The organism is Arthrobacter sp. NPDC058127, assembly GCF_042884555.1.
Lineage (GTDB): Bacteria > Actinomycetota > Actinomycetes > Actinomycetales > Micrococcaceae > Arthrobacter.
Map to the genome: position 1 here is coordinate 50,618 of NZ_JBHVTT010000005.1, position 13,153 is coordinate 63,770.

A 13,153-nucleotide genomic window follows, 5' to 3' on the forward strand; every position below is an offset into this window, starting at 1 on the left:
GTTTAGGCTTTCGAGGCTGCGAACAGCATCGATGATGGCAATGAGCCGTAGTGATCCCCCGTCCACGCGCCGGGCCATGACCGTGGCCGACGGAAACAGATTCTCCGAACCTTCGTGGCACGTCATCGGGACTCCCGCATGACCGGGATCCTTTTGAGCTGCGCCACGAACCTCATGGCCTCGGCATCCGTCGACGGAACGGGCCGGTACCGGAACTCGCAGGGGCCTAGCGCCCCGTTACGGAGCGTCTCAAGCCGCTCCTTACACCTGAGCGCGTCGGCAAGATCCCGTGTTGACCCCTGGATAAGGAAGTCCAGCCTGCCATGGCGATATACCTGCAGCGCTGATTCGCCAGTGAATTCCTGGGCGCAGATACGGCCCACTTCCGCGGACACGGCCCAGGAAACTTTCAGCCACTTCTCCATGAGAGGAAACAACATCGTCCCCAAAACGAGCTTGCCGGCCCCGTTCGCCGTCCGTGAGTCTTGGAGTACGCGTTCGAAATGGGCGGTGGTTGCCAGGCCCGTTCTGACATCCGTACAGGATGAAGGCTGGTGGTCCTCACCGGCCTCAACCCACCCGACGGCGATTTCCTGCAGCGCGCTGTGATCAACGGGCATGCCGGCGACCACAAAAAGGGACCGCAGGTCGGCCATCGTTTCACCGATGCCCACGCCGTGAAACGAACGGGATGCGCCCAGATGGTGCGCCGCACGGCCGAAGGAAACCCCGTCAATCAGGGAGGAGGCCATTTCTTCGACTTCCGGTACGAACCAATCCCGGACATACAGCCAACCATCGCGTAGGCTCTGGTCGCGCCAACGGGCCAGAAGCCGCCCGATGCCGTCCACCACGGGCACCGAGGCCATTGCTTGAATGTTCATGCCCAATGTGTGTCGCGTTCAGACGATTCATGACGATCATGTCGCAAGCACCGCGAAAATTTTTCGCCGGGCGACCATTCAAGCCCGGCGGCCCGAAAGACGGGCCCCGGTTTCAGCTTTGGCGCCTGTTGCCGAACGCTGAGGGCTCCTTTCGTCACGATGTCCTTGGGGCAGTCGACCGAGCGACCAAACCTATTCACCAGTTTTCGGGTCTTCTTCGCGGCACGATCCGTGCCTAACCGCCACTAAACCATCGCCAGACATGCCACTGGCGAAGCGCGGATCTCTCAGGGACCGGCCGCGCGGAGCCTAATCCGTTGCGTGTCCGGCCGTGCCCCGGGCGGAGGCGTCCCCCAGCGATCACTCCGCCCGGGTGCATGTCACGCAAACGCACCACCTGGCGGTGGCGCCTAGTCTCGAGGGGGAGTGGCTGTGGGTAAGCATCGTGAGTCTGGCCAGGTTGTCGATCTGGTGCTCTCAAGAAGATTCGGCCGGGTCCTTTCGGCGTGCTTCCTCGCTGTGGTGGTGATCTTCGCTTTTGGTTTCCAGGGCCCCCGCACGGGCGGGCCGGCAAGCGAAGGATCGTTGGCCACTGGCCAGGTTGAACCCGGCATGCTGCCCACGGATGATGCCACTGCCGGCGCGCAGGGGAGCGTGCCTCAACGCCCGTCATCGGCCGCGGTCCCGGCGGGTGACAAAGCCACGGTGTCTTTTGAACGCTCCCCGGTCCAAACCCTCGACAAGAACGGCGTAGGCACCCTCAATGTCGCGTCGAGTTCCCTGGACCGGCCGCCCGCCGGGAAACTCTACGCGCCGCTCGAAGTGCTGTTTCCGAGCTCTCCGTTCGGGTTGAGGATCGATCCCTTCACCGGATTGCCGGGGGAGTTCCACTGGGGACAGGACTTCGCCGCGGCTTGCGGCATGCTCGTCTACGCGGCCGATTCCGGCGTGGTCCGGGCCCTGGGCTGGCACCCATGGGGTGGCGGCAATCGCGTGGAAATCGATCACGGCAACGGCCTCGTTACGACGTACAACCACCTGCAGGGCATCGCCGTCGTCAAGGGGCAATCGGTCCGGGTGGGCGAGGTCATTGCCAGGGTGGGAACCACGGGTTCCTCAACGGGTTGCCACTTGCACTTCGAGACGATCCTCAACGGCGTCTACACCAACCCCATGAACTGGACGTTCCTGCCAACCAAGCAGGTGGATCCCCTCGGCGATATCCCGATGGTGAGCTACCAGCCAGGTTCCGCCACTGCGACCTCGCCGGGGTCTGTCTGGTCCATCCCCGGGGCCGTGCCGACTGACCCGGGAGCCGTGCCCTCTGGACAGGCGGTGACCGGCGGGGTGCAGGAGACCAAGGTCGGGGCACCGAGCCCGTCGGCTACGGCCACGCACACGCCGACGGCCTCACCCACCGGGAGTCCGACGGCGTCTCCCACCGGGACCGGGACGCCCACTCCATCGCCCAAGCCGACGTCCACGGCGACGCCCAACCCCACCGGCACAACGGGCACACCTACGCTCACTTCCCGGCCTGGGGGTACTCCGGGCAACACCGATTGGAATGTGGTGTTCGGCGGTGTTGTTCTCGGAGTCCATGGTTCCAGATGTGTATCAGCGGTTCTGGCAAGTGCTGGCCGACGGAGGGGTCCGTCCCCGACGCGGACGCGACCTGGCCGGCCGCTATCTGTCGTTCGCCGAGCGGGAGGAGATCGCCCTTGGCCGGGCGTCGGGGTGCGGGAACAGGCAAATCACGCCGACTGAAGGCGCATCCTCCAAAGCCCCCATTAGCGCCAGTTGACGAAGTCGGTGTCGATGTTCTGGCGAGATCGTCGTGCTAGCCGAGCATTCCGAGGTATTGGGGACGGCATTTCATCGCATGGATGAGTTCTTCGCTACCGTCGTCCCAGACCAGCACCACGAGTTCCGGTAGTCGGCCGTGGGTGTCGAAGCCGAGGCGGAGGAACCTGCGCGGATCGTTATCGTCCAGGGGGACTGATACCAGCGGCCAGGTCGCCGCCTCGATCCCGTCAGCGGAGCTGATCCCGTGCTTATGTGCGGAGCGGCGGACGTTCACGCCGCGTGTGACCAAGCGGCCAGGGCGGCGCGGATCGCCTCGGACCGGTTGAGGTGCTCGCGCTCGGCCCGTGCCATCACCACTGCAAGCTCGTCGACCGTCAGCCGTACCGGAATGACCTGAGATGCCTCCGCGCCCCGGGCAGGGCGCCCCATCCGCGCCTTCAGCTCCTCAACGTCGTAACCGGCCTCGGCTTCCTCGACCCACCCATCGATCTCGGTCTCCGAGACTTCCCGTCCGTGCATCTTGCGTTCCATGCAGGAAATCGTATTACGAATGTCTCTCGATGACCAGAGGAATTGACCGTTGTCCGCAAGGGGATCGGCTAACGGGCACCAAGGGTGACATCTATCCGACGAATCGCACCACTCGTCGTGGCACTGCGTTGTTTAGGTGCCCCATGCGGCAAGATGGCAGGATGCCTCTCGCCAATCAGCTCGCCAGCCTCAGTGCACTTCCTGAATCGGGATCGAGAGACGCGTATCTGCAGTTCCTGAAAGTATTGGGGGACGCCGCGTTGCGTCGACATGGCGGACCGGAACATGTCACGGGGTCCTGCTTCGTGTTTTCGCCCGAATTCGATCGCGTTCTCCTGTGTTTCCACCGCAAGGGGCAGTTCTGGGTGCAGTTCGGCGGTCACGTCGAGGCGAATGACGCATCGGTGGCGGGAGCTGCGCAGAGGGAGGCTCGCGAGGAGTCCGGAATAAGTGACCTTGTCCTGCTTTCTCGAGCGATCGTGGACCTTGACCGACACGATCTGCACGCGGGATTTTCATGCACCGCCCATTGGGATGTGGGGTTCGTCGCGGCCGCAGACCCGGATGTGGAGATCGCAGTGAGCGATGAAAGCGAGGACGTCCGTTGGTTCCCGATCAACGAATTGCCAGTTCAAGTGCCGCCACGCTTCTGCGTGCGCTTGGAACGCGCCCGGCGCACCGCGATGGCACTGATCGGTTAACAGTGCACGACAAGTTCGGCGTTGAGGCGGCCATCCATGATGTGTCCGTTGCGCACATCGCAGAAGAGGGACTCCTGACCTGGTTCCGGTCTGAATGGCTCATGGATCCACGCCCGCTGGCGGCCGATGTGTGGGTGTTCTCGCCGGACTTCCATCGGATACTCGTCGTTCAGCACCGCTGGCGGGGCCTCGTGCCTCCTGGCGGACGAGTGGAACCGGGCGAGACGCCGCGCGAGGGAGCAACTCGCGAACTTGCGGAAGAGACCGGCGTCGAACTCCCTCTTGCCGACCGCCCGGCTTTCGCGGCTGCCCGCTCATACCGCTCAGACTGGTCAGCGACGCTGAACTTGTCCTATTGGACGATCGCCGATCCCGCGACGAAGCCCTTGCCGGAGGATGGCCAACCCGCACGGTGGGTCGACGTTCGCTCGGACTGGCGAACGTTCCACAAGCCCGATGCGACTGTAATCGCCCGGTTTGCCGAACAACAGAGCACTCGCTGACGGCTACGACTGGTCTAATGTTGACCGATGATTGAATCGCGCCAACTTAATGAGAGCGTCAGCATGCGCGTGCTGCGCGTCGATGATGCGACGGCGCTTGCGGCCGCATATGTGCGCAACCGTGCGTACCTTTCACCGTGGGAGCCGGTACGGCCCGAGGAGTACTACACCGGGACCTGGCAGTCCGCTGACATTGCCAACCGCCTCGTCGCGCATGAGGCCGGGGAAGGGCATCCACTCGGCCTGTTCGACGGCGATCGACTCGTCGGTCGATTCAACGTTGCAGGAATCGTCCGTGGGCCCTTCCAGAGCGCGGGGCTGGGTTACTGGGTGGATAGCGATTATGCAGGCCGCGGGCTGGCGTCCGCTGCGGTCCAGACGATAGTCGGAATGGCGCGCGACGAACTCGGACTGCACCGCATCGAGGCGAGCACTCTTCTCCACAACGCTGCCTCGCAGCGGGTGCTGCTCAAGGCAGGGTTCCAGCAGATTGGCATGGCACCGCAATACCTGCAGATTGCCGGAAAATGGCAAGATCACAACCTCTACCAAGTGGTCCTGCACGACTGAAAGGGCCCGGGGCCGTTCTTGCGACAGCGTCACGACCCGATGCTGGACCGGTACATGAAGGCCGCCATGGCGTCCCTGTTGACGGGTAGGAGCGGGCGGTAGGTCTTGGTTCCGTTGCTTTCCGTCCAACCGGTTGAGATACCGTTCGCGGCCAGCCAAATTACTTCGTTGTAGAACGGGCTATCCGTGCGGATGTCTGCGAATGGGGTGCCAGGCGGAGCTGTGAATATTGGACTTCCGGCCAGCCGGTACATGAATGCTGCCATGGCGTCCCTGTTGACGGGTTGGAGCGGGCGGTAGGTCTTGGTTCCGTTGGCTTCTGTCCAGCCGGTTGAGATGCCGTTCGCGGCCAGCCAAGCTATTTCCTTATAAAAGGGATTATCCGTGGAGATATCGGCAAAGGGGGTGGTTGCCGGGGGTGTGAACGCGGGGCGCCCGGCTAACCGGTACATGAATGCCGCCATGGCGTCCCTGTTGACGGGTTGGAGCGGGCGGTAGGTCCTGGTTCCGTTGGCTTCTGTCCAGCCCGTCGAGATGCTCTGAACCGCCATCCATTGGATCTCCTTGAAGAACTGGGCACCGTCTGGTGCGTCAGAGAATCTGGGAAGGCGGGTGCCTGCAGGGTATTGAAGCACGCCCACATCAGTGTTTTGTCCGGCGGTTGTTGCCACGGCCGCCTCTACGACGGGTGTCCGATCTTCCCCAGCAGACAGCAAATAGTTGCCGGTTGTCAGGCCCGCCAGGGTAAACGATCCGTCGGCCGCCGACATTACTGTCCGTGTGACGAACCTGGAGTCATTCGTGTATGCGCGAATTTCGGTGGCCAAGGCGGCGCCATTGGCATCATTGATTCGGCCAGTAATTGTTCCGCCCACCCGAAGCGTGTCGTTGATGTTGGATACTTGCCCCGCTGCGATAGTGATGGGCGTCGCCCCTGCCGGACCGGACGCTTCAGGAATGCCCTTGTAGTACTGAGCTTCTAGGGTCGACTGCTTCGAACCATCGCGATTGAACTGAAGGGTGTAGGTTCCCGGAAGGAGGCTCCCAAACATGAAGGTGCCGCCGTAAACGTCGGAGCGTCCAGCGACGCCGCCGTCCGGCCCAATCAGACTGACGTCGGAATGGGAGTCGGCTGAGGGTAACGTGACGTTGCCTGAGATGGTGGCCTTGGCAGAGAGCACATCATTGATACCGGAGAGGGTCTGGCCGTCGCCCACGAACAATGCAGGCGAAGACCTCGCTGTCGCAAACTTGCCGTGCCACTGATTTGCCCATTCCGTTGTGGAAGGGCTAATTAGCAGCTTGTATCTTCCCTGCACTAACCCGCCCAGGACATACGAGCCGTCCGGTTTGGTGCGGGTCGCAGCAGCGAGAGATAACCCGTCCTCCGAGTAGGCTTGGACGCCAACGCCGGAGAAGACTGGGCCGTCCGGTGTGGTTACGGTTCCTGCAATCAAGCTTGCAGCCGCCATCGTTTGGTTGACTACAACACGACCAAGGTTCGGGACCGCGACGACTACTGCTGAATTGCTATCCGAACCACCGTAGTAGCTATCCAGCACTGTGCTCGGTGCTTGCCTGTCCCACCAATGAAACCTCAGCGTGTACTTTCCCTCAGGGAGTCCCCGGACAACGAATGTGCCGTCCGCTTGAGGCCACGCATAACCGGTATCAAATCCCACCGAATTTTGCCCGGCACTAACCTCGATCTTGCCGGGGTCGGTCCCTGCCGGGACCGTTACACGGCCAGAGATCGTTGCTCCCGTATTTAGCTCGGCCGAAATGCCTGTTCGTTGCTCACCCTCACTCAGGGAGACCTCCTGTGCCTCTTCATAGGTGCCCTTTCCGCCGAACCACTGGTCGGCGACAAAAGGGTCGTCTCCCCGGCAATTGGTGCAAAAGTCGAATTTGAATCGGTATTGGCCGGGAATGAGACCTGTCAGGGTATACGTGCCGTTAGCTGAAACAGCCGCTGATCGGACATACCCCCCGTTTTGATAAGCCCCAACAGACACCAGCTGAGGATCCACTCCGGCCGGGACGGTGACCGTTCCGCTCACGCTCGCGTATGTGTCGGCCCTTGCGATGCTTGCCGATGCCAGGGATGACGTCCCCCAAATAACAGCGGTAAGGACGACGATCGCTAGCCGCATGGCATGACGCATCAGCACTATTCCCCCAAGTTGTCCTGCTGTGAGCAGCCGAATGACGGCTATTAGGTTGAATCCTAAGCATGGGGAGGGCGTCCTCCAAAGGATTTGATGGCGGACCCACCAGTCATCCCGCGACCATGAAAACGTCCACCGGATCCTCGGTCTCCAGGACAAAGCCGTGGCGTTCATAGAGGCGTCGAGCCGGGCTGCCCTGGAGCACGTTGAGCCGGAACGGCCGGTGGTCCTTGGACTCGCCCATGATCTGACGAAGCACCCCGGACCCAAGCCCGCGCCCCTGGAATTCCGGGGCGATGTAGAAGTGTTCGATCCACAGCGCATCGGGCTCCGGGCGGACGGCGATGACACCGGCAGCTTGCCCTTCGACGGCAACGACGAAGGTGTATTCCGACTGGAACGCATTCAAGAAACGCTCCCGAACCCGGACCGGGTCCCAACGCCCAAGCCGCTCCAAATCAGGACGCATGACGACGGCGCGCAGTTCCGCGATCCAACCGGCGTCGGAGGGCAGGGCGGGACGCAGCGAGAATTTTGCAGGCACCCGACCATTCAACCCCAATCGATGCCCTAAACAGTGAGCACCCGCACCGGATTGCCCCGCACCCACGCCCGGACATCCTCGAAGGCCCCGCCATAGAAATGGGCGTAGCTTTGCGAGGTGACATAACCCAAGTGCGGCGTAAGCACGGTTCGTGGCGCCGTGAGCAGGGGGTGGCCAGCCGGCAAGGGCTCGACGTCGTACACGTCCAGGGCCGCTCCGCCGAGCCACCCTTCGTTGAGGCCGCGGAGGAGGGCGGACTCGTCCACAATCGGTCCACGCGAAGTGTTCACCAGGACGCCTTCCGGGCCGAGGAGCCGCAGTTCGTCCTCCCCGACGAGCCCCCGGGACCGTTCCGATAACCGCACGTGCACGGAAACGACGTCGGCTTCCCGGAAGAGTGCTTCCTTGTTTACTTTCCGGGCACCGGCCGCGGCGGCGGTCTCTTCCGTGAGGTTCGGACTCCATGCAATCACCTCCATGCCGAAGGCCTTGGCGTAGCCGGCGATCTTGCTCCCGATCCTTCCCAGTCCGAGCACACCAAGCGTCTTTCCTGACAGTTCGAAACCAACGGTGGATTGCCAGTGGCCGCCACGCAGCCGATGGTCCTCGAACGGCACGTTTCGTGCAAAAGCCAGGAGCAGGGCCCACGTCAGCTCGGGCGCCGCGGCGGGTGAGCCGCCCGTCCCACAGACAGTGATGCCCTGCTCCTCGGCAGCGCGCAAGTCGATGGCTGCGTTGGCCATCCCGGTGGTGACCAAGAGCTTCAGCTTCGGCAGTTGCCGGAGGAGTCCGGCGTCGAAAGCGGTCCGTTCCCGCATGGCCATGATGATGTCGAAATCGCCGAGGGCGTCCACCGCGTCAGCCAATGGCTCCGTGAAGACGGTGACATCGACGCCGTCGTCGGCGAGCTCGGCCCACGGCGCATAGTCGTAGGCGACCGCTTGGTAGTCGTCGAGGATGGCAAGGCGCTGGCCCATGGAATTCCCTTTCGCTTGTCCGGATCGCGGTTCCGGATACGTGGAAAGTTACACCCCGGAGCCGGCGCTAGCTCTTCGGAAGGCCCGGCGGGTTCAGTTCCGACTTCGCAATACCCTCCGAAGACAACCCCCAGCGGTCCAAGATCTTTCCATACGTGCCGTTTTGGATCAGTTTGTTAAGGGCTGCCTGGGCTGCAACGGCAAGACCGTTGCCCTTCTTGGTGGTGAAGGCAATGTCCGCCTTAAGAGGCCAGCCGCCGTTGACTGTTCCCACCTGCTTGGTCTTGCCGTCCTTTGCGGCCTTGTACGCCGCTCCAGCGTTCGGGCCGAACGTCAGGTCCGCGCGGCCGGATTGCACGGCAAGCGTGGAAGCGGAGTCGTCGTCGTAGTACTGGAACTCAACCGGCTTCAGCCCGTTCTTCTTGTTCTCGGCGTCCCAGCGCAACAGGATCGCCTCTTGGTTGGTGCCCGAGCCCACGATGATGCGCTTGCCCGCCACGTCCTTGGCTTCCTTGATCTCACCGATCGTGGAGTCGCTCTTGGCGTAGAAGCCCAGGAGGTCCGTGCGATAGGTCGCGAAGTCGAACTTCTCCTTACGCGCCTCCGTGACCGTGACGTTAGAGAGGACGGCCTCGTACTTGCCCGATTCAACACCCAAGGGCCAATCGGCCCAAGCCACGGGAAGGACTTCAACCTTTAGGCCCAAGGTTTCTCCGACTGCGTAGGCGATATCGACTTCGTTGCCGATGAGGGTTTTGTTGTCCGTCGCGAAGAGGCTCAACGGAGCGGTGCCGCCTGTGGTCACCACGGTGAGTTTGCCGTCAGCCTTGATGGCCTCCGGGACGAGCGCCGCCGCGGCGTCGTCCTTGGTGACAGGGAGGCGGTTCTGCTCGGGGCTGAGGTTGAAGGTTTTGCCGGCCACGCTGGCGGTGGGAGCGGACGACGACGGTCCGGCGGCTGAGGCGCCCGGGTCCGAGCACGCGGCGAGGCCGAGAGTCGTGGTTACGGCGAGTGCCAGCGCGGTGCCTGTTTTGAGGCGTGAAATGGCCATGGAATCCCCTTCGAAAGTGATGGATGGTGTGCGTTGCTGCAACTATCCGGCAGCGTCCGGAACCGGTCAAAGCGCTCTGAAACGCTGGGATACAGGGGTTAACCGGGCTTCATTCGAGGTCCCGAAGGGTCACATAACAGCCACGGTGTAGGCTTCCCACACACAACCGCCGACACGTGAGGAGATTTTTCGTGAGCAACGAGCAAACCCCGGTTACACAGGCGCTGGATTCCTACGCGGCTGCTGTCCATGCGAAAGACGTGGATGCTTTCGCGGCGCTCTACGACGACAACGTCCACATCTACGATTCCTGGAGACAATGGCAATACACGGGAAACGAGGCTTGGCGGTCAATGGCTGGTGAATGGTTTTCTTCGCTCGGCGACGAGCGCGTGCAGGTCGAATTCAACGATGTGCGGTCCGTCGCAGGGGAGGACGTAGCTTTCGGGCATGCGGCCGTGACCTTCACCGGAATCTCGGCGGCAGGCGAACGGCTCCGGGCGATGACCAACCGCTTCACCATTTGCCTTGAGAAGAAGGGCGACGCCTGGAAGATCGCCCACGAACACTCGTCCCTACCCATCGACCTGGAGACAGGCAAAGGCATCTTCACGAGCTGAGACGGAACCCACGCAAGCGAGAGAAATAACCCGGGCGCCGCTGTCGTTGTCGCAAGAGTGGCCGGGAAACCGGCCCTTTGAGCGAATCCACCTTCGAAAGGCCGGCATCACGTGACTGTTCCCCTCTCCATCCTCGACCTGGCAATCATTGGCAAAGGCCAGACGGCGGCGGAGAGTTTCGCCGGGAGCGTCGCCATGGCGCAACTGGCCGAACGGCTCGGCTACCGCCGGATTTGGTACGCCGAGCACCACAACATGGGCTCGATCGCTTCCTCGGCCACGAGCGTGCTGATTGCCCACATCGCGGCCAACACGAGCACCATCCGGCTCGGTGCCGGCGGTGTCATGCTGCCCAACCACTCGCCGCTCACCATCGCGGAGCAGTTCGGCACCCTCGAGACGCTGCACCCGGGCCGTATCGACCTCGGCCTCGGACGGGCGCCCGGCAGCGACCAGAACACGATGCGTGCCCTCCGCCGCGATCCCATGGCCGCGGACACCTTCCCTCAGGACGTGCTGGAACTGCAGGGCTACCTCACGGGACCCACGCGGATCCAAGGGGTCGAAGCGACGCCAGGCAAGGGCACCAACGTGCCGCTCTACATCCTTGGGTCCTCCCTTTTCGGGGCGCATTTGGCGGCGCAGCTCGGCCTGCCCTACGCCTTCGCCTCGCACTTCGCACCCAATGCGCTTCAGGACGCCGTCGCCGTTTACCGCCGCGAATTCAAGCCGTCCGAGCAGCTGCAGGAACCGTACGTGATCGCGGGCGTCAACGTCGTGGCCGCGGATTCGGCGGCCGAGGCCCAGCGGCTTTTCCTTGAGGTCAAGCGGGACCGCGTCTCCCGTTTCCTGGGCGGCGGACGCGAATTCACCGACGCCGAAGCGGACCTCATCCTCGATTCGCCGCAGGGCCAGCACATCGCGCAGATGGTGAAGTACTCGGCAGTGGGTACGCCGGAAGTAGTCCGCGATTACCTTGACGAGTTTGCCCGCCACGCCGACGCCGACGAACTGATCGTCGCCCACCAAAGCACGGGCACGGAGCAGCGACTGCGTTCCGTGGAGCTGGTGGCGGAGGCTGTGGGCCTCGGAATCGCGTCTTAGCCGGAACTATCCGGCCCGGCCCGGTCCCGCCCTAGGAAGTCTGAATGCGAACGCGCTCGGCAGTCCGGCCGAGATGTTCAGTCATGACCGTTCGTGCGGCTTCAACGTTGCGGGCTTCGATGGCCTCGGCAAGCTTGCGGTGCTCTGCAACACCCTGCTTGCCCATAGGCGCGGAAATGTGCGACTCCTCAAGCGACATCCGCAGGGGACCGTTGAAACTCTGCATGAGCATTTCAATCGCGGGGTTGTGGGTGCACTGAGCGATCCGCGTGTGGAACCTGGCGGAGAGCTCCGCGTTGTACTTGCCCGCCTCAACGGCCTGCTCGGCCTCCTCGACCATCGCGAAGAGCGCGGCGATGTCCTCCTCCGTGGCCCGTTCGACGGCCAGGGGCAGGGTGCCAAGCTCGATGATGATGCGCGCTTCGGTAACGTTGTGTGCCGTGAGAGGCGCCAGTGAAATGAGGTCGGCTAGACCCTCGCCGAGTCGCTCGGCCGAAGGGCTGGTGAGGAAGGCGCCACCACGGGAGCCGACGCGGATGGTGAGCAGCCCGTTGGTCTCGAGCACCCGGAACGCCTCGCGGACAGTCACTCGGCTGACGTTGAACCGCTGGCACAACTCGCGTTCGCTCGGCAGCCGATCGCCCGGCTTCAACTTGCCCTCGCGAATGAGCGTTTTGATCTGGTCGACAATGACCTGGGAAGCCCGGTCAACATTGACGGGGAGGAACATTTCCGGGGTGTTGGTGGCCATGGTGCCCCCTGGTCGGCCGTCAATCAGACGGTATGGCGATGCGATCGGAACTAAAGTGTCGGCCTCCCCGCGATAACTGCGAGGCAAGGAAGCCTAATGGCATGATACCGCAATGGAATAACAAACAGACTCTTGCCTAGCTGAGCTCCTCTACTGTTCTTTCACCCGGGCGCAGCCGACGTTCGCTCAGCCGTTCGACCCAAATGCTCACTCATCACGGCCTCGGCAGCATCGATATCACGCGCCGCAATCGCATCCACCAGGGCCCGGTGCTCTTTTACCCCTCGAGGCCCCATATAAGGGGCAACATGACGAGCCTGAGCCAGGGACATCAGCATGGGGCCCTGAAAGCTGTGCACGAGCATCTCAATCGACGGGTTATGGGTGCACCCCGCGATTCGAACATGGAACGCCGAGGACAACTCCATGGAATACGTCCCATCCACCAAAGCCTCCTCCGCGTGGTCAAGCATCACCTGCAATTCTGCGATGTCTTCCTCGGTGGCACGCTGCACCGCCAAGGGGAGAATTCCTAGCTCAATGATCTTGCGCGCCTCAGTGACGTCAGCGGCAGTAGCCGTCGCGAGATAGAGAAGATCAGCGAGCCCTTCTCCCAGCCTCTCAGTGGACGGAGACGTTATAAAAGTTCCGCCGTGCACCCCGACTTTGATCACTACAAGCCCGTTGGCTTCAAGAACACGCAGCGCTTCGCGCACCGTCGCCCGGCTCACGCCGTACCGCTGACACAAGTCCCGCTCGCTCGGCAGCCGGTCGCCTAAAGACAATTGACCGCTGCGAATAAGGAGCTTCAGCTGATCAACAATCACCTCCGAAATTCGGGAGACACTGACGGGCCCAAACATGTCCGCTTCAGTGGTGTGGGAACTCTTGCCAACCATGGATCGCTCCCGACTGTTTCAGCAGATAAGAATAATGACGGCAA

General features: G+C 62.6%; 15 protein-coding genes. 6 read left to right on the forward strand and 9 right to left on the reverse strand.

Going from position 1 to position 13,153, the window contains the following annotated elements:
- Positions 1-122: 122 nt before the first annotated feature.
- Positions 123-884 (reverse strand): hypothetical protein, encoded by a 762-nt coding sequence (locus tag ACFVTG_RS09415; RefSeq protein WP_390279828.1) that lies wholly within the window; start codon positions 882-884, stop codon positions 123-125.
- 432 nt (positions 885-1,316) lie between these two features.
- Between ACFVTG_RS09415 and ACFVTG_RS09420 the strand changes: the two genes are divergently transcribed.
- On the forward strand, positions 1,317-2,651 hold the full coding sequence (locus tag ACFVTG_RS09420; RefSeq protein ID WP_390279830.1) for a peptidoglycan DD-metalloendopeptidase family protein: 1,335 nt from the start codon (positions 1,317-1,319) through the stop codon (positions 2,649-2,651).
- Positions 2,652-2,724: 73 nt separating this feature from the next.
- On the opposite strand, the gene ACFVTG_RS09425 is transcribed toward ACFVTG_RS09420, so the two are convergent.
- Together ACFVTG_RS09425 and ACFVTG_RS09430 are read right to left on the reverse strand one after the other, a co-directional pair.
- Positions 2,725-2,964, reverse strand: a complete 240-nt coding sequence (locus ACFVTG_RS09425; protein ID WP_390279832.1) for a hypothetical protein — start codon at positions 2,962-2,964, stop codon at positions 2,725-2,727.
- Complete coding sequence (locus ACFVTG_RS09430) at positions 2,961-3,221, reverse strand: ribbon-helix-helix protein, CopG family (RefSeq protein WP_390279834.1); 261 nt, start codon at positions 3,219-3,221, stop codon at positions 2,961-2,963. The genes ACFVTG_RS09425 and ACFVTG_RS09430 overlap by 4 nt, the downstream gene beginning before the upstream one ends.
- Positions 3,222-3,364: 143 nt before the next feature.
- Here ACFVTG_RS09430 and ACFVTG_RS09435 point away from each other — a divergent pair, with 143 nt between their 5' ends.
- The 3 genes from ACFVTG_RS09435 to ACFVTG_RS09445 are packed head-to-tail and all read left to right on the forward strand — an operon-like array spanning position 3,365 to position 4,995.
- Complete coding sequence (locus ACFVTG_RS09435) at positions 3,365-3,922, forward strand: NUDIX hydrolase (RefSeq protein ID WP_390279836.1); 558 nt, start codon at positions 3,365-3,367, stop codon at positions 3,920-3,922.
- Between the two features lie 2 nt (positions 3,923-3,924).
- Positions 3,925-4,425 carry an NUDIX hydrolase gene (locus ACFVTG_RS09440; RefSeq protein ID WP_390279838.1) on the forward strand — a complete coding sequence of 167 codons (501 nt, stop codon included), beginning with the start codon at positions 3,925-3,927 and terminating at the stop codon, positions 4,423-4,425.
- A 27-nt stretch (positions 4,426-4,452) separates the two neighbouring features.
- Complete coding sequence (locus ACFVTG_RS09445; RefSeq protein WP_390279841.1) at positions 4,453-4,995, forward strand: GNAT family N-acetyltransferase; 543 nt, start codon at positions 4,453-4,455, stop codon at positions 4,993-4,995.
- 29 nt (positions 4,996-5,024) lie between these two features.
- Here the strand turns inward: ACFVTG_RS09445 and ACFVTG_RS09450 are convergent, their stop codons facing one another.
- The 4 genes from ACFVTG_RS09450 to ACFVTG_RS09465 all read right to left on the reverse strand — a co-directional run bounded on the left by ACFVTG_RS09450 (position 5,025) and on the right by ACFVTG_RS09465 (position 9,735).
- Positions 5,025-6,467: an S-layer homology domain-containing protein gene (locus ACFVTG_RS09450; protein WP_390279843.1), complete on the reverse strand. Its 1,443-nt coding sequence runs from the start codon at positions 6,465-6,467 to the stop codon at positions 5,025-5,027.
- Positions 6,468-7,272: 805 nt separating this feature from the next.
- Positions 7,273-7,707, reverse strand: coding sequence for a GNAT family N-acetyltransferase (locus ACFVTG_RS09455; RefSeq protein ID WP_390279845.1), 435 nt, complete (start codon positions 7,705-7,707; stop codon positions 7,273-7,275).
- 26 nt (positions 7,708-7,733) lie between these two features.
- A complete protein-coding gene (locus ACFVTG_RS09460; protein ID WP_390279847.1) occupies positions 7,734-8,684 on the reverse strand; it encodes a D-2-hydroxyacid dehydrogenase family protein in 951 nt (316 codons plus the stop codon).
- 67 nt (positions 8,685-8,751) lie between these two features.
- The gene (locus tag ACFVTG_RS09465) at positions 8,752-9,735 is read right to left on the reverse strand and encodes an ABC transporter substrate-binding protein (protein ID WP_390279849.1); all 984 of its coding nucleotides are present in this window, start codon (positions 9,733-9,735) and stop codon (positions 8,752-8,754) included.
- A gap of 191 nt (positions 9,736-9,926) precedes the next feature.
- Between ACFVTG_RS09465 and ACFVTG_RS09470 the strand changes: the two genes are divergently transcribed.
- Positions 9,927-10,355 carry a YybH family protein gene (locus tag ACFVTG_RS09470; RefSeq protein WP_390279851.1) on the forward strand — a complete coding sequence of 143 codons (429 nt, stop codon included), beginning with the start codon at positions 9,927-9,929 and terminating at the stop codon, positions 10,353-10,355.
- A gap of 111 nt (positions 10,356-10,466) precedes the next feature.
- Positions 10,467-11,459 (forward strand): LLM class flavin-dependent oxidoreductase, encoded by a 993-nt coding sequence (locus ACFVTG_RS09475; RefSeq protein WP_390279853.1) that lies wholly within the window; start codon positions 10,467-10,469, stop codon positions 11,457-11,459.
- Positions 11,460-11,490: 31 nt separating this feature from the next.
- Here the strand turns inward: ACFVTG_RS09475 and ACFVTG_RS09480 are convergent, their stop codons facing one another.
- Positions 11,491-12,210 (reverse strand): FadR/GntR family transcriptional regulator, encoded by a 720-nt coding sequence (locus ACFVTG_RS09480; protein ID WP_390279855.1) that lies wholly within the window; start codon positions 12,208-12,210, stop codon positions 11,491-11,493.
- Positions 12,211-12,371: 161 nt separating this feature from the next.
- Positions 12,372-13,109 (reverse strand): FadR/GntR family transcriptional regulator, encoded by a 738-nt coding sequence (locus ACFVTG_RS09485; RefSeq protein WP_390279857.1) that lies wholly within the window; start codon positions 13,107-13,109, stop codon positions 12,372-12,374.
- Positions 13,110-13,153: the final 44 nt, after the last annotated feature.

Bases quoted from the DNA above. Each gene is read 5' to 3' on its own strand.
- ACFVTG_RS09480 (WP_390279855.1), bottom strand. From the start codon at position 12,210: ATGGCCACCAACACCCCGGAAATGTTCCTCCCCGTCAATGTTGACCGG.
- ACFVTG_RS09430 (WP_390279834.1), bottom strand. From the start codon at position 3,221: ATGGAACGCAAGATGCACGGACGGGAAGTCTCGGAGACCGAGATCGAT.
- ACFVTG_RS09415 (WP_390279828.1), bottom strand. From the start codon at position 884: ATGAACATTCAAGCAATGGCCTCGGTGCCCGTGGTGGACGGCATCGGG.
- ACFVTG_RS09460 (WP_390279847.1), bottom strand. From the start codon at position 8,684: ATGGGCCAGCGCCTTGCCATCCTCGACGACTACCAAGCGGTCGCCTAC.
- ACFVTG_RS09485 (WP_390279857.1), bottom strand. From the start codon at position 13,109: ATGGTTGGCAAGAGTTCCCACACCACTGAAGCGGACATGTTTGGGCCC.
- ACFVTG_RS09435 (WP_390279836.1), top strand. From the start codon at position 3,365: ATGCGGCAAGATGGCAGGATGCCTCTCGCCAATCAGCTCGCCAGCCTC.
- ACFVTG_RS09445 (WP_390279841.1), top strand. From the start codon at position 4,453: ATGATTGAATCGCGCCAACTTAATGAGAGCGTCAGCATGCGCGTGCTG.
- ACFVTG_RS09450 (WP_390279843.1), bottom strand. From the start codon at position 6,467: ATGGCGGCTGCAAGCTTGATTGCAGGAACCGTAACCACACCGGACGGC.
- ACFVTG_RS09465 (WP_390279849.1), bottom strand. From the start codon at position 9,735: ATGGCCATTTCACGCCTCAAAACAGGCACCGCGCTGGCACTCGCCGTA.